This window comes from Paraburkholderia sp. IW21, assembly GCF_041321145.1.
Taxonomy (GTDB): Bacteria; Pseudomonadota; Gammaproteobacteria; order Burkholderiales; family Burkholderiaceae; genus Paraburkholderia.
In genome coordinates, this window is the sequence record NZ_JBGGWA010000009.1 from 291,521 (window position 1) to 312,875 (window position 21,355).

21 protein-coding genes and 1 tRNA gene are annotated in these 21,355 nt (G+C 60.7%); 19 read left to right on the plus strand and 3 right to left on the minus strand.

Features of this window, described 5'->3' with window-relative positions; all coding sequences use genetic code 11:
* Positions 1 to 10: 10 nt before the first annotated feature.
* Together ACAX43_RS22290 and ACAX43_RS22295 are read right to left on the minus strand one after the other, a co-directional pair.
* Positions 11 to 439 carry a DUF3619 family protein gene (locus ACAX43_RS22290; protein ID WP_370710582.1) on the minus strand — a complete coding sequence of 143 codons (429 nt, stop codon included), beginning with the start codon at positions 437 to 439 and terminating at the stop codon, positions 11 to 13.
* Complete coding sequence (locus ACAX43_RS22295) at positions 436 to 999, minus strand: RNA polymerase sigma factor (protein WP_370710634.1); 564 nt, start codon at positions 997 to 999, stop codon at positions 436 to 438. Before ACAX43_RS22295 ends, ACAX43_RS22290 begins: the two co-directional genes overlap by 4 nt.
* 354 nt (positions 1,000 to 1,353) lie before the next feature.
* On the opposite strand from ACAX43_RS22295, the gene ACAX43_RS22300 reads away from it, so the two are divergent.
* From ACAX43_RS22300 to ACAX43_RS22325, 6 genes are all read left to right on the plus strand, one after another.
* A complete protein-coding gene (locus ACAX43_RS22300) occupies positions 1,354 to 3,117 on the plus strand; it encodes an acetolactate synthase 3 catalytic subunit (RefSeq protein WP_370710583.1) in 1,764 nt (587 codons plus the stop codon).
* A gap of 111 nt (positions 3,118 to 3,228) precedes the next feature.
* A complete protein-coding gene (gene ilvN, locus ACAX43_RS22305) occupies positions 3,229 to 3,720 on the plus strand; it encodes an acetolactate synthase small subunit (RefSeq protein WP_011487482.1) in 492 nt (163 codons plus the stop codon).
* 121 nt (positions 3,721 to 3,841) lie between these two features.
* Positions 3,842 to 4,858: a ketol-acid reductoisomerase gene (ilvC, locus tag ACAX43_RS22310; RefSeq protein ID WP_012432364.1), complete on the plus strand. Its 1,017-nt coding sequence runs from the start codon at positions 3,842 to 3,844 to the stop codon at positions 4,856 to 4,858.
* Between the two features lie 141 nt (positions 4,859 to 4,999).
* Positions 5,000 to 5,638: a phosphatidylserine decarboxylase gene (locus ACAX43_RS22315; protein ID WP_370710584.1), complete on the plus strand. Its 639-nt coding sequence runs from the start codon at positions 5,000 to 5,002 to the stop codon at positions 5,636 to 5,638.
* Between the two features lie 24 nt (positions 5,639 to 5,662).
* The gene (pssA, locus tag ACAX43_RS22320) at positions 5,663 to 6,532 is read left to right on the plus strand and encodes a CDP-diacylglycerol--serine O-phosphatidyltransferase (RefSeq protein ID WP_370710585.1); all 870 of its coding nucleotides are present in this window, start codon (positions 5,663 to 5,665) and stop codon (positions 6,530 to 6,532) included.
* 359 nt (positions 6,533 to 6,891) lie between these two features.
* A complete protein-coding gene (locus ACAX43_RS22325; protein WP_370710586.1) occupies positions 6,892 to 8,439 on the plus strand; it encodes a 2-isopropylmalate synthase in 1,548 nt (515 codons plus the stop codon).
* Positions 8,440 to 8,643: 204 nt separating this feature from the next.
* Here the strand turns inward: ACAX43_RS22325 and ACAX43_RS22330 are convergent, their stop codons facing one another.
* Positions 8,644 to 9,207: a hypothetical protein gene (locus ACAX43_RS22330; RefSeq protein ID WP_370710587.1), complete on the minus strand. Its 564-nt coding sequence runs from the start codon at positions 9,205 to 9,207 to the stop codon at positions 8,644 to 8,646.
* Between the two features lie 185 nt (positions 9,208 to 9,392).
* Between ACAX43_RS22330 and ACAX43_RS22335 the strand changes: the two genes are divergently transcribed.
* From ACAX43_RS22335 to nuoF, 13 genes are all read left to right on the plus strand, one after another.
* Positions 9,393 to 10,709 (plus strand): branched-chain amino acid ABC transporter substrate-binding protein, encoded by a 1,317-nt coding sequence (locus ACAX43_RS22335; RefSeq protein WP_370710588.1) that lies wholly within the window; start codon positions 9,393 to 9,395, stop codon positions 10,707 to 10,709.
* Positions 10,710 to 10,889: 180 nt separating this feature from the next.
* On the plus strand, positions 10,890 to 11,162 hold the full coding sequence (rpsO, locus tag ACAX43_RS22340) for a 30S ribosomal protein S15 (RefSeq protein WP_011487489.1): 273 nt from the start codon (positions 10,890 to 10,892) through the stop codon (positions 11,160 to 11,162).
* A 335-nt stretch (positions 11,163 to 11,497) separates the two neighbouring features.
* Positions 11,498 to 13,645, plus strand: a complete 2,148-nt coding sequence (gene pnp / locus ACAX43_RS22345) for a polyribonucleotide nucleotidyltransferase (protein WP_370710589.1) — start codon at positions 11,498 to 11,500, stop codon at positions 13,643 to 13,645.
* A gap of 210 nt (positions 13,646 to 13,855) precedes the next feature.
* Positions 13,856 to 14,872, plus strand: a complete 1,017-nt coding sequence (locus tag ACAX43_RS22350; RefSeq protein WP_370710590.1) for an NAD(P)H-quinone oxidoreductase — start codon at positions 13,856 to 13,858, stop codon at positions 14,870 to 14,872.
* Between the two features lie 121 nt (positions 14,873 to 14,993).
* Positions 14,994 to 15,773: a triose-phosphate isomerase gene (tpiA, locus tag ACAX43_RS22355; RefSeq protein ID WP_370710591.1), complete on the plus strand. Its 780-nt coding sequence runs from the start codon at positions 14,994 to 14,996 to the stop codon at positions 15,771 to 15,773.
* An 82-nt stretch (positions 15,774 to 15,855) separates the two neighbouring features.
* A complete protein-coding gene (gene secG, locus ACAX43_RS22360; protein ID WP_370710593.1) occupies positions 15,856 to 16,233 on the plus strand; it encodes a preprotein translocase subunit SecG in 378 nt (125 codons plus the stop codon).
* A 112-nt stretch (positions 16,234 to 16,345) separates the two neighbouring features.
* A tRNA-Leu gene (locus tag ACAX43_RS22365) sits at positions 16,346 to 16,430 on the plus strand.
* 160 nt (positions 16,431 to 16,590) lie between these two features.
* Positions 16,591 to 16,950 (plus strand): NADH-quinone oxidoreductase subunit A, encoded by a 360-nt coding sequence (locus ACAX43_RS22370; RefSeq protein ID WP_013587773.1) that lies wholly within the window; start codon positions 16,591 to 16,593, stop codon positions 16,948 to 16,950.
* Positions 16,951 to 17,013: 63 nt separating this feature from the next.
* Positions 17,014 to 17,493 carry an NADH-quinone oxidoreductase subunit B family protein gene (locus ACAX43_RS22375; protein ID WP_006052903.1) on the plus strand — a complete coding sequence of 160 codons (480 nt, stop codon included), beginning with the start codon at positions 17,014 to 17,016 and terminating at the stop codon, positions 17,491 to 17,493.
* A 21-nt stretch (positions 17,494 to 17,514) separates the two neighbouring features.
* On the plus strand, positions 17,515 to 18,117 hold the full coding sequence (locus tag ACAX43_RS22380) for an NADH-quinone oxidoreductase subunit C (RefSeq protein WP_370710594.1): 603 nt from the start codon (positions 17,515 to 17,517) through the stop codon (positions 18,115 to 18,117).
* A 9-nt stretch (positions 18,118 to 18,126) separates the two neighbouring features.
* Positions 18,127 to 19,380 (plus strand): NADH-quinone oxidoreductase subunit D, encoded by a 1,254-nt coding sequence (locus tag ACAX43_RS22385; protein ID WP_370710595.1) that lies wholly within the window; start codon positions 18,127 to 18,129, stop codon positions 19,378 to 19,380.
* 131 nt (positions 19,381 to 19,511) lie between these two features.
* Positions 19,512 to 19,997 (plus strand): NADH-quinone oxidoreductase subunit NuoE, encoded by a 486-nt coding sequence (nuoE, locus tag ACAX43_RS22390; RefSeq protein ID WP_054034960.1) that lies wholly within the window; start codon positions 19,512 to 19,514, stop codon positions 19,995 to 19,997.
* Positions 19,994 to 21,322: an NADH-quinone oxidoreductase subunit NuoF gene (gene nuoF / locus ACAX43_RS22395; protein ID WP_370710596.1), complete on the plus strand. Its 1,329-nt coding sequence runs from the start codon at positions 19,994 to 19,996 to the stop codon at positions 21,320 to 21,322. The genes nuoE and nuoF overlap by 4 nt, the downstream gene beginning before the upstream one ends.
* Positions 21,323 to 21,355: the final 33 nt, after the last annotated feature.

Below are 21,355 nucleotides of genomic sequence, written 5' to 3' on the forward strand. Positions count from 1 at the left end.
AATCTCCCGCTCAGTGGGCGCGTGATAGGTACGCGTTGAAGCCGTGGTCGAGATAGGCATTGAGCGGCAAGTCGTCGCTTAGCATGGCGGCATCGATATCGGCGAGTTCGGCGGTGCGCTGCTGGTCTTCCCAGTAGGCGATGCCGACGAGGCTCACGACCAGCGCGGCGAGCGGCCACGCGAGCGCAAAGCGGCGCAGCGGCGAACGGCGGCGCTGCGGCGCTTCCCGTTGCGGCATACCGGCCGGCATGCCCGCACCGGCGAAAGCGGGCACGAACACCGGCGCAGTCACGGTTTCAGGCTTCTTGCGGGCAAGCGCGGCGCGGCGCGCCACGGCGAGCCGGTCGACGGTGGCGGACGGAATACTGGCGGCGTTTTCGTCGAGCGCGCGGCGCACCTGGCGGGCGAACTCGAGTTCTTTAGTTTCGAGGGAGCTCATAGCGTAATTCCTTTGGCCTTGAGCGCTTGCGCCAGCGTGTGGGTGGCCCGCGAACAGTGCGTTTTAACACTGCCCTCGGAGCAGCCCATCGCGGCGGCAGTCTCGGCGACATCCATATCTTCCCAATAACGCATGAGAAACGCCTCCCGTTGACGTGCCGGTAATTTTTGGATCTCGTCGTCGATCGACTGTAAGACCTGTTCGCGTTCGAGTTTCTGTTCGTTGCTCTCGGAGCCCGCCGAGCCTTGCTGTGCCTCGAATGTTTCGAGCGGGTCGAATTCGTCGTCATCGGCGTTGCCGAGCGACGAGAAGAGAGTAACCCAAGTATTGCGCACTTTGGCACGACGGAAATAGTCGTGCATCGCATTCTGGAGAATACGCTGAAACAGGAGCGGAAGTTCGGCGGGAGGACGGTCGCCATATTTTTCGGCGAGCTTGATCATCGCGTCCTGCACGATGTCGAGCGCGGCGTCGTCGTCCCGCACGGCGTAGACCGTCTGCTTGAATGCGCGCCTTTCGACGCCCGCCAGAAAATCGGCGAGTTCCTTGTCTGATGCCATCCGTTTGGGGGTCGGCGCAGCGTGCGTGCGCGTAAACGTTCGAAAAATGTCGTAAAAACTCGCGGATGCTAACAAAATTTCGTGCCGCTGGGGCGAAACATGGCCCACTCTGCGTCCCGATAACTCGCTTTCGGTCAATAACGGGATTGAGGGGCAGGGCGCCACGGCAATATTTGCTTGACCGCGCGGCTTTCTGAAGATATTGTCGCTGGTTCGCAACATAAGTGACTTGTCTCAATTGAGGTGTGGCCCAAGAAGCTCACCTGTCAACTGGACGCGCCGCTTGAACCCGAGCCACAAGCCCGGCAGAGAGCACCCGATCAATTTTTTGCCGAAAATTCGAAAGGTGAATAAATGAATATGCCCAGCGCGGAATTCTCCACGTCGGATACGACACCCCATCCTGAAGCTGACTCTATCGGCGCCACCGTGCTCATGCGCGCTTTGGCCGACGAAGACGTCGAGTTTGTGTGGGGCTATCCCGGCGGCTCGGTACTCTACATTTACGACGAGCTGTACAAGCAGGACAAATTCCAGCACGTCCTCGTGCGCCACGAACAAGCCGCAGTCCACGCCGCCGACGCCTATGCGCGTTCCACCGGCAAAGTGGGCGTGTGCCTCGTGACCTCCGGCCCCGGCGTCACCAATGCGGTGACCGGCATCGCCACCGCCTACATGGATTCGATTCCGATGGTGGTGATCAGCGGCCAGGTGCCTACCGCCGCGATCGGCCAGGATGCGTTCCAGGAGTGCGATACGGTCGGCATCACGCGTCCCTGCGTGAAGCACAACTTCCTCGTGAAGGACGTGCGCGATCTCGCCGCTACCGTCAAGAAAGCCTTCTACATTGCCCGTACCGGCCGTCCCGGTCCGGTGCTGATCGACATTCCGAAAGACGTGTCGAAGACGCCGTGCCAGTACGAACCGCTCAAGAGCGTTTCGCTGCGTTCGTACAATCCGGTCACGAAAGGTCACTCCGGCCAGATTCGCAAGGCGGTGGCCTTGCTGCTGTCGGCCAGGCGTCCGTATATCTACACCGGCGGCGGCATCATTCTCGCGGATGCATCGCGTGAGCTGAACCAGTTCGCCGACCTGCTCGGCTATCCCGTCACCAATACGCTGATGGGTCTGGGCGGCTACCGCGCGAGCGACAAGAAATTCCTCGGCATGCTCGGCATGCACGGCACGTACGAAGCCAACATGGCGATGCAGCACTGCGACGTGCTGATCGCCATCGGCGCGCGCTTCGACGACCGTGTGATCGGCGACCCGGCGCACTTCGCGTCGCGTCCGCGCAAGATCATCCATATCGACATCGATCCTTCCTCCATCTCCAAGCGCGTCAAGGTCGACATTCCGATTGTCGGCGACGTGAAGGAAGTGCTGAAGGAGTTGATCGAGCAGCTGCAAACGGCCGAGCATGGCCCGGACACCGCGGCGCTCGCCGACTGGTGGAAGGACATCGAAGCCTGGCGCGCCAAAGATTGCCTGAAATTCGACCGCAAGAGCAAGATCATCAAGCCGCAGTACGTGGTGGAAAAGGCGTGGGAACTGACCGACGGCAATGCCTTCGTGTGTTCCGACGTCGGCCAGCATCAGATGTGGGCGGCGCAGTTCTATAAGTTCAACAAGCCGCGCCGCTGGATCAACTCCGGTGGTCTCGGCACGATGGGCTTCGGCCTGCCGGCGGCGATGGGCGTGAAGATGGCGCACCCGGACGACGACGTGCTCTGCATCACTGGCGAAGGCTCGATCCAGATGTGTATCCAGGAGCTCTCGACCTGCAAGCAGTACGAGACGCCTGTGAAGATCATCTCGTTGAACAACCGCTATCTGGGCATGGTGCGCCAGTGGCAGCAGATCGAATACAGCAAGCGCTATTCGCATTCGTACATGGATGCGCTGCCGGATTTCGTGAAGCTCGCCGAAGCGTACGGCCACGTCGGCATGCGTATCGAACGCACGGCCGATGTGGAGCCGGCGCTGAAAGAAGCGCTGCGCCTGAAAGATCGCACGGTGTTTCTCGACTTCCAGACCGATCCGACCGAAAACGTCTGGCCGATGGTCCAGGCCGGCAAGGGCATCACTGAGATGCTCATGGGTTCGGAAGATCTATAACGACGGCATCTGCGTTGGCTTCGTCATGCGCGCCTCCACAAAGGGCGCAAGCGGACGAGGCGGCGCGAAGCCGCTCGCATACATCGACAAAACATCTGGAAGAAGCGAAACATGAGACACATCATTTCAGTCCTGCTGGAAAACGAACCGGGCGCGTTGTCACGCGTGGTCGGTCTCTTCTCGGCACGCGGCTACAACATCGAAACCTTGACGGTGGCTCCGACCGAAGACCGTTCGCTGTCGCGCATGACCATCGTCTCCATTGGCTCGGACGACGTGATCGAACAGATCACGAAGCATCTGAACCGCCTGATCGAGGTGGTGAAAGTGGTCGACCTTACCGAGGGCGCCCACATCGAGCGCGAGCTGATGTTGATCAAGGTGAGGGCGGTCGGCAAGGAGCGTGAGGAGATGAAACGGATGTCGGATATTTTCCGCGGCCGCATCATCGACGTCACCGAAAAGACCTACACGATCGAACTGACGGGCGCGAGCGACAAGCTCGATGCCTTCATCGAAGGGATCGACGCCACTGCGATTCTCGAAACCGTCCGTACGGGCAGCTCGGGCATCGGCCGCGGCGAGCGCATTCTGAAGGTTTGACGCGCGAGCCGACATACCGTCTCGATCGGGGCCGGGCGGCTCGTACTATCCCGGCCAGGCAACACACCATTCGCAATATTTGTATTTCACTGACTTCACCGAATTTAGCCAAGGAACCGACATGAAAGTTTTCTACGACAAGGACGCCGACCTCTCCCTTATCAAGGGCAAGCAAGTCACCATCATCGGCTACGGCTCGCAAGGCCATGCTCACGCGCTGAACCTGAAGGAAAGCGGCGTGAACATCACGGTCGGTCTGCGCAAGGGCGGCGCATCGTGGAGCAAGGCTGAGAACGCCGGCCTGCAAGTCAAGGAAGTGGCGGAAGCCGTCAAGGGTGCGGACGTCGTCATGATGCTGCTGCCGGACGAGCAGATCGCCGAAGTCTACGCAAAAGAAGTGCACGCCAACATCAAGCAAGGCGCAGCGCTGGCTTTCGCGCACGGCTTCAACGTGCACTACGGTCAAGTGATCCCGCGTGCCGACCTCGACGTGATCATGATCGCGCCGAAGGCGCCGGGCCACACGGTTCGCGGCACGTACTCGCAAGGTGGCGGCGTGCCCCACCTGATCGCCGTTGCGCAAGACAAGTCGGGCGCAGCACGTGACATCGCTTTGTCGTACGCAGCAGCGAACGGCGGCGGCCGTGCCGGCATCATCGAAACGAACTTCCGCGAAGAAACCGAAACCGACCTGTTCGGCGAACAAGCCGTGCTGTGCGGCGGTACGGTCGACCTGATCAAGGCTGGCTTCGAAACGCTGGTGGAAGCGGGCTACGCGCCGGAAATGGCGTACTTCGAGTGCCTGCACGAACTGAAGCTGATCGTCGACCTGATCTACGAAGGCGGCATCGCGAACATGAACTACTCGATTTCGAACAACGCCGAATACGGCGAGTACGTGACGGGTCCGCGGATCGTGACGGCTGAAACGAAGAAGGCGATGAAGGCTGTGCTGACGGACATTCAAACCGGCGAGTACGCGAAGAGCTTCATCATCGAAAACAAGGCCGGCGCGCCGACGCTGCAATCGCGCCGCCGTCTGACCGCCGAACACCAGATCGAAACGGTTGGTGCGAAGCTGCGTTCGATGATGCCGTGGATCGCTGCAAACAAGCTGGTCGATCAGTCGAAGAACTAAGCGAGTCCTGGCTCGTGTCCGGCGCGGCGCACTGCCGCCGCCGTGTCGTATTAGCCGGACAAATCAAAAAGCCGTCCAAGGGTGCTGAACCCTGGGCGGCTTTTGCTATCCTACGGTTTTACAAAAATACAGAAGCCATCCATGAATTACCCTCATCCGATCATCGCGCGAGAAGGCTGGCCGTTCATCGCCATCGCGGCCGTCGTTGCATTACTGGTTCACGCCTTCGCGGGGTTCGGCTTTGCATGGCTGTTCTGGCTGATCCTGATCTTCGTTGTCCAGTTCTTCCGCGATCCGGCACGTCCGATTCCGACTCAGGCGAACGCCGTACTGTGCCCGGCCGACGGCCGTATCGTCGCAGTCGAAACCGCGCATGATCCGTATGCCAACCGTGAAGCGCTGAAAATCAGCGTGTTCATGAACGTCTTCAACGTCCACTCGCAGCGCTCGCCGGTGGATGGTGCGATTTCCAGGGTCGAATATTTCCCGGGCGCGTATCTGAATGCGGCGGTGGACAAGGCTTCGACCGAAAACGAACGCAATGCGCTGGTCATCGAAATGGCCAGCGGACAGACCGTCACCTCGGTTCAGATCGCCGGTTTGATCGCGCGGCGCATTCTTTGCTACGTAAGAGCTGGTGAGCCGCTCACACGTGGTCAACGTTATGGATTTATCCGTTTTGGCTCGCGCGTCGACGTGTATCTGCCGGTTGGCAGCCGTCCGCGTGTGTCGATCGGCGAGAAGGTTTCCGCGTCGTCCACGATCCTCGCTGAACTATAAAGCGGCATCAAGGAGGTTTTCCGAATGGCCGCATTCAAACCGCGTCGCCCCCGCAGCAGTGGACCGCTGCCACGTCCGTTTCGCCGAAATAAGCCGATCGCGACGGAGTCGGTGGCAGTCGATAGCCGGCGCGCCCAGCGTCAGCAGTTCCTGAGAAAGCGCGGCATTTACCTGCTGCCGAACGCGTTCACTACCGCCGCGCTTTTCTGCGGCTTCTTTGCCGTGGTGCAGGCGATGAACGTGCGCTTCGAAATCGCGGCGATCGCGATCTTCGTGGCCATGGTGCTCGACGGCATGGACGGCCGCGTCGCCCGTATGACGCACACACAAAGCGCGTTCGGTGAGCAGTTCGACAGCCTCTCGGACATGGTGTCGTTCGGCGTGGCGCCGGCGCTCGTCATGTACGAGTGGATCCTGAAGGACCTCGGCCGCTGGGGCTGGCTTGCGGCGTTCGTCTACTGTTCGGGCGCGGCGTTGCGTCTCGCGCGCTTCAACACGAACATCGGCGTGGTCGACAAGCGTTTCTTTCAGGGTATGCCGAGCCCGGCTGCCGCGGCGCTGATCGCCGGTTTCGTGTGGCTCGCCACCGATAACCGCGTGCCGCTCAAGCTGGTGTGGCTGCCGTGGGTCGCCTTCGTGCTGACCATCTACGCCGGTGTGACGATGGTGTCGAACGCGCCGTTCTACAGCGGTAAAGCGCTCGACGTGCGGCATCGCGTGCCGTTCGGCGTGATTCTGCTGGTGGTGGTGGCGTTCGTGCTGGTCTCGTCCGATCCGCCGCTGATGCTGTTCGGCCTGTTCGTGCTGTACGGTCTGTCGGGTTATGTGTTCTGGGGCTACCAGGCACTGCGGGGCAGGGCCAATCCGGCTCGGTCGGTTGTGCGGGACAGGTAACGGCAATACGCTCGCTGCGTGCCCGCGACATGAAAAAACGGCAGCCTCAGGGTTGCCGTTTTTCGATTTTCAAGTCCGTCCTGCGGCCCGCGGCGGGCAGGTCTGACGCCAATTGCACGATGACGGGAATGCCGCTATAGTCGTTCGATGAATGCGTTCACGTTCCCATTTGAGCTGCAACTCGAGCCTCGACAAGCCGGCGCACCCCTAAGCGCACTAATGCTGGCGCGTCTAACGCGCTGATCGTTTTTCCGCCTTCCGTCTGCCTCGTCTGTGGTTTAGCGTCGCCAGCGGTGGCGCAAACGCCCGAATTCCACTATCCGATCCCCACAATTGACCGACTCCTCAGGAGACCCGACATGGCCGACAAACTGATCATATTCGACACCACGTTGCGTGACGGCGAACAATCGCCCGGCGCGTCGATGACGAAGGAAGAAAAAATCCGTATCGCAAAGCAGCTCGAACGGATGAAGGTGGACGTGATCGAAGCGGGCTTTGCGGCCAGCTCGAACGGCGACTTCGATTCGATCCAGACCATCGCGGGCCTGATCAAGGACAGCACGATCTGCTCGCTGGCTCGTGCGAACGACAAAGACATCCAACGCGCGGCTGACGCACTCAAGCCGGCCGATCATTTCCGCATCCACACGTTCATCGCCACGTCGCCGCTGCACATGGAAAAGAAGCTGCGCATGACGCCGGACCAGGTGTTCGAACAGGCGAAGCTGGCCGTGCGTTTCGCCCGCAAGTTTACGGACGACGTCGAGTTTTCGCCGGAAGACGGCAGCCGTTCGGACATGGATTTCCTGTGCCGCGTGCTGGAAGCGGTGATCGCCGAAGGCGCGACCACCATCAACATCGCGGACACCGTCGGGTATGGCGTGCCGGAACTGTACGGCCAGTTGGTGAAGACGCTGCGCGAGCGCATTCCGAACTCGCATAAAGCCGTGTTCTCGGTGCATTGCCATAACGACCTTGGCATGGCGGTGGCGAACTCGCTGGCCGGCGTGCAGATCGGCGGCGCGCGTCAGGTCGAGTGCACGATCAATGGTTTGGGCGAGCGCGCGGGCAATACGTCGCTCGAAGAAATCGTGATGGCCGTGAAGACCCGCAGGGATTACTTCGGCCTCGATATCGGTCTCGATACCACGCAGATCGTGCCGGCTTCGAAGCTGGTGTCGCAGATCACCGGTTTCGTCGTGCAGCCGAACAAGGCGGTGGTCGGCGCGAACGCGTTCGCGCACGCATCGGGCATTCACCAGGACGGCGTGCTGAAAGCGCGCGACACGTACGAAATCATGCGTGCCGAAGACGTCGGCTGGAGCGCGAACAAGATCGTGCTCGGCAAATTGTCGGGTCGGAATGCATTCAAGCAGCGTTTGCAGGAACTGGGCATCGCGCTCGATAGCGAAGGTGAACTGAATACCGCGTTCGCACGCTTCAAGGAACTGGCCGATCGCAAGTCGGAAATTTTCGACGAAGACATCATCGCGATCGTCACTGAAGAATCGGCTGAAGCGCAGGAGAGGGAGCACTACAAGTTCCTGTCACTGTCGCAGCATTCGGAAACGGGCGAGCAGCCGCACGCGAAGATCGTGTTCTCGGTTGAAGGCAAGGAAGTGACGGGTGAAGCGCGCGGCAACGGTCCGGTGGATGCCACGCTCAATGCGATCGAAACGGAAGTGGGTAGCGGGTCGGAACTGCTGCTGTACTCGGTGAACGCCATCACTACCGGTACGCAGGCGCAGGGCGAAGTGACCGTGCGCTTGTCGAAGAGCGGACGCATCGTCAACGGCGTCGGCACCGATCCGGATATCGTCGCCGCTTCGGCGAAGGCGTATATCTCGGCGCTGAACAAGCTGTATTCGAACGTGGATAAGTTGAATCCGCAACGTTCGGAGTGATGGGGAGGGCACGCTGGTCGCGTGCCCGCTCATGCAGATTGACGAGAAGCCCCGTGCCCTGAAAAAAAGCATGGGGCTTCTTGTTTTTGTGGTGATTTCTCTTCACCGTGCCGCGTGCCTTGAAGGGCACACGCTAAACCGAGGCGAAAAAGCCGCCTGAGGAGGCGGCTTCGTGGATCCATGCGCATTGGTGCGAGCAGGCGCTCAGAACAGGCTGCGCCGATCCGGATCGTGCAGCGGATCAGGTGTTTTCTGCGTGAGCCGCACAATGCCCTGATCGTCGAAATAAAAGCTGTACATCATGTACCAGACGTTGTCTTCCAGATAGCGATACGTCCAGACCTCGCGCTTCATCAAGGGGAAGTACGAAGTTTCGACCGGGCGGCCGAAGTTCACCAGCACGTCGCTCTTCGTCCACTTGCCGATTTCCGCCCGGTAGAACTCGTTGGGCTGGAGCACCTGGCGCACCGTGACGATCTTGCCGGAGGCGTCGATGTCCGCGGCGGTGGTGGTTTCGCCCATTGGCTGGGTCGGCCACATCAGCCGCTTGCCGCCGTTGGGCAGATCATAGCTTTCACGCGGCGCGCCAAGGCGGGCGACGATGGTCGATTCGTCCGCGCCTTGGCTGTATTGCTGCCATGGCTGCGCGCAGCCGGCAAGCGCAACCGTGAGCGTGAGCGCGCTCAGGCAGACGAGTGCGGCGCGGCGCAGGCCCGTTGCGGGCGGCGCTTCGATCGAGGCCGCCGTGGATGGGTGGCGGTTGAACATGAATTCCTCCGATGGCATTTGAGGTAGCGGTTTTTATCATCGAGACACATTATTTTGACACGGTCGGCTGCAAAAGATTTGTGCTTCGTACAAGCCCCCGCTGGAAACACGGTAACGGATTCGCCGGCTTGCTTATTCCGCCGTGAACGCCCTATGATCCGCGCTTCGACGATTCAAGCGGGGCAATGACCATGGCGAAGTGGCAACGGGTGGCAGCGGCAACGCTGGTGGCGGTTTCGATGGCCGCGGCGGTGGCTCACGCTGCGGGCGAAACGGCATCCAGTCAGGCTGGCAAGCCGGCAACCAGCCCCATGGGCACGCCGATTCAGCTCGCGCTGATCGAAGGCATGTCCGGTCCCTTCGCGAACGCGGGCGCGGCGGTGGAGCGCAATTTGCGCTTCGGCGTCGAACAGGTGAACGCCCAAGGCGGGGTGAAGCTCGCCGACGGCGCGCATCCGCTCGAACTGGTTGTGCTCGACAGCAAGGGCAGCACCGAAGAGGCCTTGGTGCAATTGCGCGCCGCCGCTGACCAGCACATCGGTTTCATCATGCAAGGCAACAGTTCGGCGGTCGCCGCGGCGCTGATCGGCGCGATCGACAAGCAGAACAGCCGCGAGCCGGGCAATCGCGAACTGTTCCTCAACTATTCCGCCGACGATCCCGCCCTCACCAACGCCAATTGCAGCTTCTGGCACTTTCGCTTCGACGCGCACGCGGGCATGCGTATGGATGCGCTGGCTGACGTGATCCAGCGCGACAAAGCGGTGAAGAAGGTCTATCTGTTGAATCAGGACTACAGCTTTGGCCACGATGTCAGCAGCCTCGCGCGTTCGACGCTGGCTACGAAGCGGCCCGATATTGCGGTCGTTGGTGACGAATTTCATCCGATCGGTCGCGTAAAGGACTTTGCGCCGTACATCGCCAAGATCCGCACGAGCGGCGCGGACGCAGTCATCACCGGCAACTGGGGCAACGATCTGACACTGCTCGTCAAGGCGGCAAGGGAGCAGGGCCTGGATACCAGGTTCTACACGTTCTATGGCAACAGTCTTGGCGCGCCTGCTGCGTTGGGTGACGCCGGCGTCAAGCGTGTGATCGCGGTAGCCGACTGGCATCCGAATGCCGGCGGCGCGGCCTCCGACGCCTGGTACGCGGCGTTCCGGGCCCGTTTCCCGGCTGCGCGGGACGATTACCCGGTACTGCGCATGCCGTTGATGATCGAAGCGCTCGCCGCGGCGATGAACCGCGCCGGTAGCGCTGACCCGACGGCTGTCGCCAAAGCACTCGAAGGCAGCAAATTCGACAACGGTTTCCACGCGTCGTGGATGCGCGCCGAGGACCACCAGTTGATCCAGCCCCTTTACGTCATGGAGATGGATAAGGCTGGCACGCCGGGCGTGCATTTCGACAACGAAGGCTCCGGATACGGTTTCCGCACGGTACTGGCGTTGCCGGCCGCGCGTACCGTCCCGCCGACCGTGTGCAAGATGAAACGTCCGTAAAGCGGGCCTTGAGCAACGGCAACGCGCCCATGATCCGGCCCGGCGCAGCCGGGTTCGCGGCCGGATTGGGCTGTGCTACAATACGCGTCCCTTGTGAGGCATGGTTGTCATGCGCGCACGGGTAACCCACGGCACGGCCTTTCTTCCGTGACCGCCTGTCTAGTTCTTAAGGAAATCGACATGTCCGCAGTTGAAACAAGCAAGAAGTCCGAAGTCGTTGCGCAATTCGCACGCGCAGCTAACGACACCGGCTCCCCCGAAGTTCAGGTCGCGCTGCTCACGACCCGCATCAACGAACTGACCGTTCACTTCAAGGCACACACGAAAGATCACCACAGCCGCCGCGGTCTGCTGCGCATGGTGAGCCGCCGTCGTAAGCTGCTCGACTACCTGAAGGGTAAGGACGCGGATCGTTACCGCGCACTGATCGAGAAGCTGGGTCTGCGTAAGTAATCGGCCAGTCGTTCAGCAAGATGCCTGTGTCAGTTCCACTGATACAGGCATTTTGTTTTTGCACGGTGCGCTTCATGTGAGGCGCACCGCCTGTCGGCTGCGGCAGCGTGACGATTCATGCAGCGGCTAACAGGAAAAGCAGTAAAAGGGCAGCAAAAAACAGAAATACGGCCGGGCTTCAGGGCAGAGCTTTGTGTCATTCCAGCGGTTCGCGCACGTACGCAACGTAGGGCGTGGTTCTCTGGAATGGCATAACACTCCTCTTCCCATGCGGCGCCGGTCCTGGCGTTGCCGCGCCGCTTCTGGTCCGCGCGGCATAACGATGAGGAAAAGCAATGACTATGTTCAACAAGATCGTCAAAGAATTTAAGTGGGGACAACACAACGTCCGCCTCGAAACGGGCGAAGTCGCTCGTCAGGCGAGCGGTGCCGTGATCGTCGACATCGAAGATACCGTTGTGCTGGCTACCGTGGTCGGCGCCAAGACCGCCAAGCCGGGTCAGGACTTCTTCCCGCTGACCGTCGATTACCTCGAAAAGACCTACGCCGCCGGCAAGATTCCGGGTGGCTTCTTCCGTCGCGAAGGCCGTCCGTCGGAAGGCGAAACGCTGACCTCGCGCCTGATCGATCGTCCGCTGCGCCCGCTGTTCCCGGAAGGCTTCTATAACGAAGTTCAGGTCGTGATCCACGTCCTGTCGCTGAACCCGGAAATCCCCGCTGACATTCCCGCGCTGATCGGCGCGTCGGCGGCGCTCGCCATTTCCGGTCTGCCGTTCAACGGCCCGGTCGGCGCAGCACGCGTGGCCTACATCAACAACGAATTCGTGTTGAACCCGACGCGTCCGCAGATGAAGGAATCGGCGCTCGACCTGATCGTCGCCGGTACGGAACGCGCGGTGCTGATGGTGGAATCGGAAGCGCAACAGCTGACCGAAGAAGTGATGCTCGGCGCCGTGGTGTTCGGCCACGAACAGATGCAGATCGCGATCGACGCGATCCATGAGCTGGTCCGCGAAGGCGGCAAGCCGGAATGGGACTGGAAGCCCGCTGCGAAGAACGAGCCGCTGATTGCCCGCGTGACGGACCTGGCGGAAGCCAATCTGCTCGCCGCTTATCAGATCCGCGACAAGCAGGCGCGTTCGGCCAAGCTGAAGGAAGTCTACGCAGCGACGTCGGCTGGCCTCGAGCAAGATGCGGCGGCCAGCGGTACGGTGGCCGCCGACAAGGCAACCATCGGCAACGTGCTGTTCGACATCGAAGCAAAGATCGTCCGTACCCAGATCCTGAACGGCGAGCCGCGTATCGACGGCCGCGACACGCGCACCGTGCGCCCGATCGAAATCCGCACCGGCGTATTGCCGCGTACGCACGGTTCGGCACTGTTCACGCGTGGCGAAACGCAGGCACTGGTTGTCGCAACGCTGGGCACCAAGGGCGACGAGCAGAACATCGACGCGCTCGAAGGCGAGTACCGCGAGCGCTTCATGCTCCACTACAACATGCCTCCGTTCGCGACCGGCGAAACGGGCCGCGTCGGTTCGCCGAAGCGCCGTGAAATCGGTCATGGCCGTCTGGCCAAGCGCGCACTGGCGGCATGCCTGCCGAGCGCTGACGAATTCGGCTACTCGATTCGCGTCGTGTCGGAAATCACCGAATCGAATGGTTCGTCGTCGATGGCTTCGGTGTGCGGCGGCTGCCTCGCGCTGATGGACGCCGGCGTGCCGATGAAGGCACACGTCGCCGGCATCGCCATGGGCCTGATCCTCGAAGGTAATCGCTTCGCCGTGCTGACCGACATCCTCGGCGACGAAGATCACCTCGGCGACATGGACTTCAAGGTAGCGGGTACGGAACAGGGCGTGACCGCCCTGCAGATGGACATCAAGATCCAGGGCATCACCAAGGAAATCATGCAGGTCGCCCTCGCGCAAGCGAAGGAAGGCCGTATGCACATTCTCGGCAAGATGACCTCGGCTGTGTCGGGCGCGAACACGCAACTCTCCGAGTTCGCACCGCGCATGATCACCATCAAGATCAATCCGGAAAAGATCCGCGACGTGATCGGCAAGGGTGGTTCGGTGATCCGCGCGCTGACCGAAGAAACCGGCACGACGATCGATATTTCGGACGACGGTGTCGTCACCATCGCCAGCACGAGCAGCGAAGGGATGGCCGAAGCGAAGAAGCGTATCGAGAACATCACGCTGGAAGTCGAAGTGGGCCAGGTGTACGAAGGCACCGTGCTCAAGCTGCTCGATTTCGGCGCGATCGTGAACATCCTGCCGGGCAAGGACGGTCTGCTGCACATCTCCGAAATCGCCAACGAGCGTATCAAGGACATCAACGACTACCTGAAGGACGGCCAGCAAGTGAAGGTCAAGGTCATCCAGACGGACGAAAAGGGTCGTGTGCGTTTGTCGGCCAAGGCGTTGCTGAACGATGCCTCGAACGGCGCGCCGCAAGGCGAACCGACGCCGCAGTAATGCGGTAGCAGGGCGACGGCCGGCAGCGCGAATGCGCGCCGGCCGTTTTTCATGAAGGGTGCAGGGTGGATTGCGCTGCAAATGGATGCAGACGGGTGCAAGTGACCACAAGCGGGTACTCTGTATGCATGAAGCGCTCCGTCGCGGTTCGGACGATTCGTGCCGCTTCATGTCGGTAGGCAACGCAATCCAATCTTGGAGTTGACGCAGATGAAAGCGATCGAAATCACCGAATTTGGTGCGCCGGAAGTCCTGAAGCTCGCGGAGCGGCCCATGCCGCAGCCGAAAGCGGGCGAGGTGCTGATCAAGGTGGCGGCGTCCGGCATCAACCGTCCGGACGTGTTCCAGCGCAAAGGTGGCTATGCGCCGCCGCCGGGCGCTTCGGATCTGCCGGGACTGGAGGTGGCGGGTGAGATCGTTGGCGGCACGCTCGACGAGAAAAACAATCCGTTCGGTCTGAAAGTCGGCGATCGCGTGTGCGCGCTGCTGGCAGGCGGCGGTTACGCGGAATATGCGACCGCGCCGCTGCTGCAGTGTTTGCCGGTGCCGACGGGTTTGTCGGATGTCGAGGCAGCTTCGCTGCCGGAAACATTCTTCACGGTATGGAGCAATGTGTTCGACCGTGCGCAACTGGGCAAGGGCGAAGGTGCCCCGAATGAAACGCTGCTGGTGCAGGGCGGTTCGAGCGGCATTGGCGTGACGGCGATCCAGATCGCGCACGCGCTCGGCTTTCGCGTGTTCGCCACGGCTGGGTCGGATGAAAAATGCCGTGCGTGTGAAGCGTTGGGCGCCGAACGGGCGATCAACTACAAGACTGAAGATTTCGTCGAGGTCATCAAGTCGCTGACGAACGATCGCGGTGTCGATGTCATCCTCGACATGGTGGCGGGCAGTTATGTGCCGCGTGAGCTGACCGCGTTGGCCGACGGCGGCCGTATCGTGCTGATCGCATTGCTGGGTGGCGCGAAGGCGGAGTTGAATCTGAACGAAGTGCTGCGGCGCCGTTTGACGGTGACCGGTTCGACGTTGCGTCCGCGGCCGATCGAATTCAAGGCGAAGATCGCCGCGCAGTTGAAAGAGCGCGTGTGGCCGCATCTTGAAGACGGCCGCATCAAGCCGGTGGTGCATCGTGTATTTCCGGCCGCGCAGGCGGCCGCTGCGCATGCGCTGATGGAAAGCAGCACGCACGTCGGCAAGATCGTATTGACTTGGGGTCAGGACGCTTGACACGGTTGGTTTGACCCGATCCACCCCACGCAGTAAAATTGCGCGTTTTGCGCACGCCGCATGAATCCGAAAGGCGGGCTGTAAGCGCAAACCAAGTCCGCCGCCAAGACAAGACGAGACGATGTCGAAACAACGAGCCAAGCTGGTAGTCGGTAACTGGAAGATGCACGGGCGCCTCGCCGAGAACGCAGCGCTGTTGCAGGCGGTAGCACAAGGCGCAAGCGAATTGCCGGCCAATGTGCGCGTCGGTGTCTGTGTGCCGTGTCCGTATCTCGCGCAGACTCAATCGTTGCTGGACGGTGGCCGGGTCGTGTGGGGCGTGCAGGACGTGTCCGCGTTCACGCACGGCGCCTATACCGGTGAAGTGGCGGCGCAGATGGCAGTCGATTTCGCTGCAACGCTGGCGATCGTCGGACATTCGGAGCGCCGCGCCTACCATCGTGAAAGCTCGGAACTGGTCGCGGTGAAGACGCAGCGTGCGCTGGAAGCAGGGTTGACGCCGATCGTATGCGTCGGCGAAACGCTCGAAGAGCGCGACGCCGGTTCCACTGAGCAAGTGGTCGGCGCGCAACTGGATGAAGTGCTGGCGAAATTGTCGGCGGAAGATGCGGCGCGCCTCGTTGTCGCATACGAGCCGGTCTGGGCGATCGGTACGGGTAAGAGCGCCACGTCGGACCAGGCGCAGGCAGTGCATGCGTTCCTGCGCTCGCGTCTTGCGGCAAAGGGCGCGGCGGTAGCGGATGTACCGGTGTTGTATGGCGGCAGCGTGAAGCCGGAGAACGCGGAAGAATTGTTCCGCCAGCCGGATATCGACGGTGGCCTGATTGGCGGCGCGTCGTTGAAAGACCAGGATTTCCTGGCGATCTGCAAGGCGGCCGGCGCGACGAGCGTCGCCAGTTAAGCAGGGCGCTTCCGCAAGGATGACCCAATCCCGCGCGGCACACTTTGTGTGGCGCGGTTAAATAAAGACTCAGGTGAGTGTGATGCTGTATTTGAAAACATTGATTATCGTCGTTCAGCTGTTGTCGGCACTTGGGGTCATCGGCCTTGTCTTGCTGCAACACGGCAAAGGCGCCGATATGGGCGCTGCTTTCGGTAGTGGCGCATCGGGCAGCCTGTTCGGTGCGACCGGTTCGGCAAACTTTCTGTCGCGTACAACGGCGGTACTTGCCGCGGTGTTTTTTGTAACGACGCTGACGCTCACATACCTCGGCGCGTATCGTTCGAAACCGTCCGCAGGCCTGCTTGGCGCGGCGGTGACCGCGCCGGTCGCTGCGTCCGCTGCATCCGCACCGGCGGGTGGTTCGGCAGTATTGCCGGCATCGGCCGCGTCCGTTCCCGCTACAGACGTGCCGAAATAAATTTTCGTTCAGCGTGCCTTTGTGCGTTGAACAAACTGTTTAGACCAGTTACAATCTAAGTCTTGAAGCGATTCGCGGGTTTTATAAGTTGTTTTCCCGGATTGCATATAGTGCCGACGTGGTGAAATTGGTAGACACGCTATCTTGAGGGGGTAGTGGCGAAAGCTGTGCGAGTTCGAGTCTCGCCGTCGGCACCAAATGTTATCTAATGCCAGCCGCTTGCTTCGCTTCGGCTGGCATTTTCACTTCTGACGCGCTACTTGCGTTGGGCTTACGGCATGTGTGTTGCCGAAGTGATTTCGCGTCAGGAGTGCTATGCTCTTGGCGGCACTCAGAACCAACCGATTGAGGATTGTCTTGAACCTCGCAGCCTATTTCCCCGTCTTGTTGTTCCTCCTCGTGGGCACCGGTTTAGGCGTAGCACTGGTCAGTATCGGCAAGATCCTCGGTCCCAATAAGCCCGATACCGAGAAAAACGCACCGTACGAGTGCGGCTTCGAAGCATTCGAAGATGCGCGTATGAAGTTCGATGTGCGCTACTACCTCGTCGCCATTCTCTTCATCATTTTCGATCTTGAAACCGCGTTCCTGTTCCCGTGGGGCGTAGCGCTGCGCGATATCGGCTGGCCCGGCTTCATGGCGATGATGATTTTCCTGCTCGAATTCCTGCTGGGCTTTGCCTATATCTGGAAGAAGGGCGGCCTCGACTGGGAATGATGGATTAATCGCCGGTTTGCGTGGGTGGCCAAGGCTTGCCACCCCGTCTGGAGTGGAAAGCAAATGAGTATCGAAGGGGTCTTGAAGGAAGGGTTTGTCACCACTACGGCAGACAAGCTGATCAACTGGACGCGCACCGGCTCGTTGTGGCCGATGACGTTCGGTCTTGCGTGCTGCGCGGTCGAGATGATGCATGCGGGTGCTGCCCGTTATGACCTTGACCGTTTCGGCGTGGTGTTTCGTCCGAGTCCGCGTCAGTCGGACGTGATGATCGTAGCCGGCACGCTGTGCAACAAGATGGCGCCGGCTCTACGCAAGGTCTACGACCAGATGGCCGAGCCGCGCTGGGTGATTTCAATGGGCTCGTGCGCAAACGGCGGCGGCTACTACCACTACTCGTATTCGGTGGTTCGTGGCTGCGATCGGATCGTGCCGGTCGACGTCTACGTGCCGGGTTGCCCGCCTACGGCGGAAGCACTGGTGTACGGCGTGATCCAGTTGCAGGCCAAGATCCGCCGCACCAACACAATCGCCCGTCAATAAGGCCAACGTCTTCCCCACAATATGGCAAGCAAACTCGAGACCCTGAAAGCGAACCTCGAGGCGGCCTTTGGCGGCCTCCTGTTGAGCACCACCGAGGCAATCGGTGAGTTGACGATCGTCGTGAAGGCGAGCGATTACCTCAATGTGGCAACGCGTCTGCGCGACGACCGCTCGCTCGGCTTCGAGCAGTGCGTGGATCTGTGCGGCGTCGACTATCAGACCTACGCCGATGGCGCATACGAAGGTCCGCGTTTTGCGGCCGTTCTGCATTTGTTGTCGGTGCAGAACAACTGGCGTCTGCGTCTGCGCGTATTCGCGCCGGACGACGAAGTGCCGATCATCGCCTCCGTCGTCGATATCTGGAATTCCGTCAACTGGTACGAGCGCGAAGCGTTCGACCTGTACGGCATCGTCTTCGAGGGTCACCCGGACCTGCGCCGCATTCTGACCGACTACGGTTTCATTGGTCACCCGTTCCGTAAAGATTTCCCTGTCTCCGGCTACGTCGAAATGCGTTACGACCCGGAAGAGAAGCGCGTCGTCTATCAGCCTGTGACGATCGAGCCGCGGGAAATCACGCCGCGCGTGATCCGCGAGGATCGCTATGGCGGTCTGAAACACTAAGAGAACGCCATGGCAGAGATCAAGAACTACACGCTCAACTTCGGCCCTCAGCACCCGGCCGCGCACGGTGTGCTGCGCCTCGTGCTCGAACTCGACGGCGAAGTCATCCAGCGCGCCGATCCGCACATCGGTCTGCTGCATCGCGCGACCGAAAAGCTCGCGGAAACCAAAACGTTCATTCAGTCCGTGCCGTACATGGACCGTCTCGACTACGTGTCGATGATGGTCAACGAGCACGGCTACGTGATGGCGATTGAGAAGCTGCTCGGCATCGAAGTGCCGATTCGTGCGCAATACATTCGCGTGATGTTCGACGAAGTCACGCGTGTGCTGAACCACCTGATGTGGATCGGTGCACACGCGCTCGACGTCGGCGCGATGGCCGTGTTTCTGTATGCGTTCCGCGAACGTGAAGACCTGATGGACGTGTACGAAGCGGTGTCCGGCGCCCGGATGCATGCTGCTTACTACCGTCCGGGCGGCGTGTATCGCGATCTGCCGGACGCAATGCCGCAGTACAAGGCATCGAAGATTCGCAATGCGAAGGCCTTGTCGAGGATGAACGAGAACCGCCAAGGTTCGCTGCTCGACTTCATCGACGATTTCTTCACGCGTTTTCCGAAGTGCGTCGACGAATACGAAACGCTGCTCACTGACAACCGGATCTGGAAACAACGTCTGGTCGGTATCGGCGTGGTCAGCCCGGAACGTGCGCTGCAACTCGGTATGACCGGCGCCATGCTGCGCGGCTCGGGTATCGAGTGGGATCTGCGCAAGAAGCAGCCGTATGAAGTCTACGACAAGATGGATTTCGACATTCCGGTCGGCGTGAATGGCGATTGTTATGACCGGTATCTGGTTCGCGTCGAAGAAATGCGCCAGTCCACACGGATTGTGAAACAGTGCATTGAGTGGCTGCGTAAGAATCCTGGTCCTGTGATGGTCGACAATCACAAGGTTGCTCCGCCGTCGCGTGTGGGCATGAAGTCGAACATGGAAGAGCTGATTCACCACTTCAAGCTCTTCACCGAAGGCTTCCACGTGCCGGAAGGCGAAGCATACGCAGCGGTCGAGCATCCGAAGGGCGAGTTCGGTATTTACCTGATCTCGGACGGCGCGAACAAACCGTATCGCCTGAAGATCCGCGCACCGGGCTACGCTCACCTGTCCGCGCTCGATGAAATGGCGCGCGGCCACATGATCGCCGACGCTGTGACGATCATCGGCACGCAGGACATCGTGTTCGGCGAAGTAGATCGCTAGGACGTATTCATCGGCGTGTGTCTTCAGTTTTCACCGAAGCGCGCGTCAAGCAAAGGAACGCCGGGTCTGTCGCGGCAAGACGTGAGCGACGGGTTTTCGTTCGGTAGGAATTGAAAGAGTCGTGTCTGAAAATGATCTCAGCTGAAGGCCTGAAAGAAATCGATCGTGCGATCGCGAAGTACCCCGCCGATCAGAAACAGTCCGCCGTGATGTCGGCGCTGGCCACTGCTCAGGAAGAGCATGGCTGGCTGTCGCCCGAACTCATGCAGTTCGTCGCGGACTATCTCGGCATGCCGGCGGTCGCCGTGCAGGAGGTGGCTACCTTCTACACGATGTACGAGACCTCGCCGGTTGGTAAGTACAAGATCACGCTCTGCACGAACCTGCCGTGCCAGCTCGGTCCGGACGGCGGTTCCGACAGTGCTGCCGAATATCTGAAGCAGAAGCTCGGCATCGACTTCGGCGAAACCACGGCTGACGGCAAGTTCACCTTGAAAGAAGGTGAGTGCATGGGGTCGTGCGGCGACGCGCCGGTGATGCTGGTGAACAACCATCGCATGTGCAGCTTCATGAGCCGCGCGAAGATCGACCAGCTGCTCGAGGAACTTTCGAAATGACGTCTTTACACGATCGTCACATCAAACCGTTGATTCTCGCTGGCCTGAACGGCGACAACTGGCATCTCGAAGACTATGTGGCGCGCGGCGGTTACGCCCAGCTGCGCCGCATTCTTGAAGAGAAGATTCCGCCCGAGCAGGTGATCGCCGACGTCAAGGCGTCGGGTCTGCGCGGCCGTGGCGGTGCGGGCTTCCCGACCGGTCTGAAGTGGAGCTTCATGCCGCGTCAGTTCCCGGGGCAGAAGTACCTCGTTTGCAATTCGGACGAAGGCGAGCCGGGCACGTTCAAAGACCGCGACATCCTGCGTTTCAATCCGCATTCGCTGATCGAAGGCATGGCCATCGGCGCGTACGCGATGGGCATTACGGTCGGCTACAACTATATCCACGGCGAAATCTGGGAAGTCTACAAGCTCTTTGAAGAAGCGTTGGACGAAGCCCGTCGCGCCGGGTTCCTCGGCGACAACATCATGGGTTCGGGCTTCTCGTTCGAACTGCATGCGCACCACGGTTACGGCGCCTACATTTGCGGCGAAGAAACCGCGCTGCTCGAATCGCTCGAAGGCAAGAAGGGCCAGCCGCGCTTCAAACCGCCGTTCCCGGCGAGCTTTGGCGTGTACGGCAAGCCGACCACGATCAACAACACCGAGACGTTCGCCGCAGTGCCGTTCCTGCTCGCAATCGGTCCGCAGAATTACCTCGAAATCGGCAAGCCGAATAACGGCGGCACCAAGATTTTCTCCATCGCGGGCGACGTCGAGCGTCCGGGCAACTATGAAATTCCGCTCGGCACGCCGTTCGCGACGCTGATGGAACTGGCCGGCGGCATGCGCGGCGGCAAGAAGATCAAGGCCGTGATTCCTGGCGGTTCGTCGGCGCCGGTGATCCCCGGCGAGATGATGATGCAGACCGACATGGACTACGACTCGATCGCCAAGGCCGGCTCGATGCTCGGTTCCGGCGCGGTCATCGTGATGGACGAGACGCGCTGCATGGTGCGTTCGCTGCTGCGCCTGTCGTATTTCTATTACGAAGAGTCCTGCGGTCAATGCACGCCGTGCCGTGAAGGCACCGGCTGGCTGTACCGCGTCGTGCATCGTATCGAGCACGGCCTCGGCCGTCCGGAAGATCTGGATCTGCTGAACTCGGTCGCTGAAAACATCATGGGCCGCACGATTTGCGCGCTCGGCGATGCAGCGGCCATGCCGGTGCGCGGCATGCTCAAGCACTACTGGGACGAATTCGAATATCACGTCGCCCATAAGCATTGCCTTGTCGGCGGTCACGCCGGTGCGGCGGCAGCGGCGGAAACAGTGGCTGCTTAAGTACGCTGAACAGGTACGCGCCAGAACACGTCA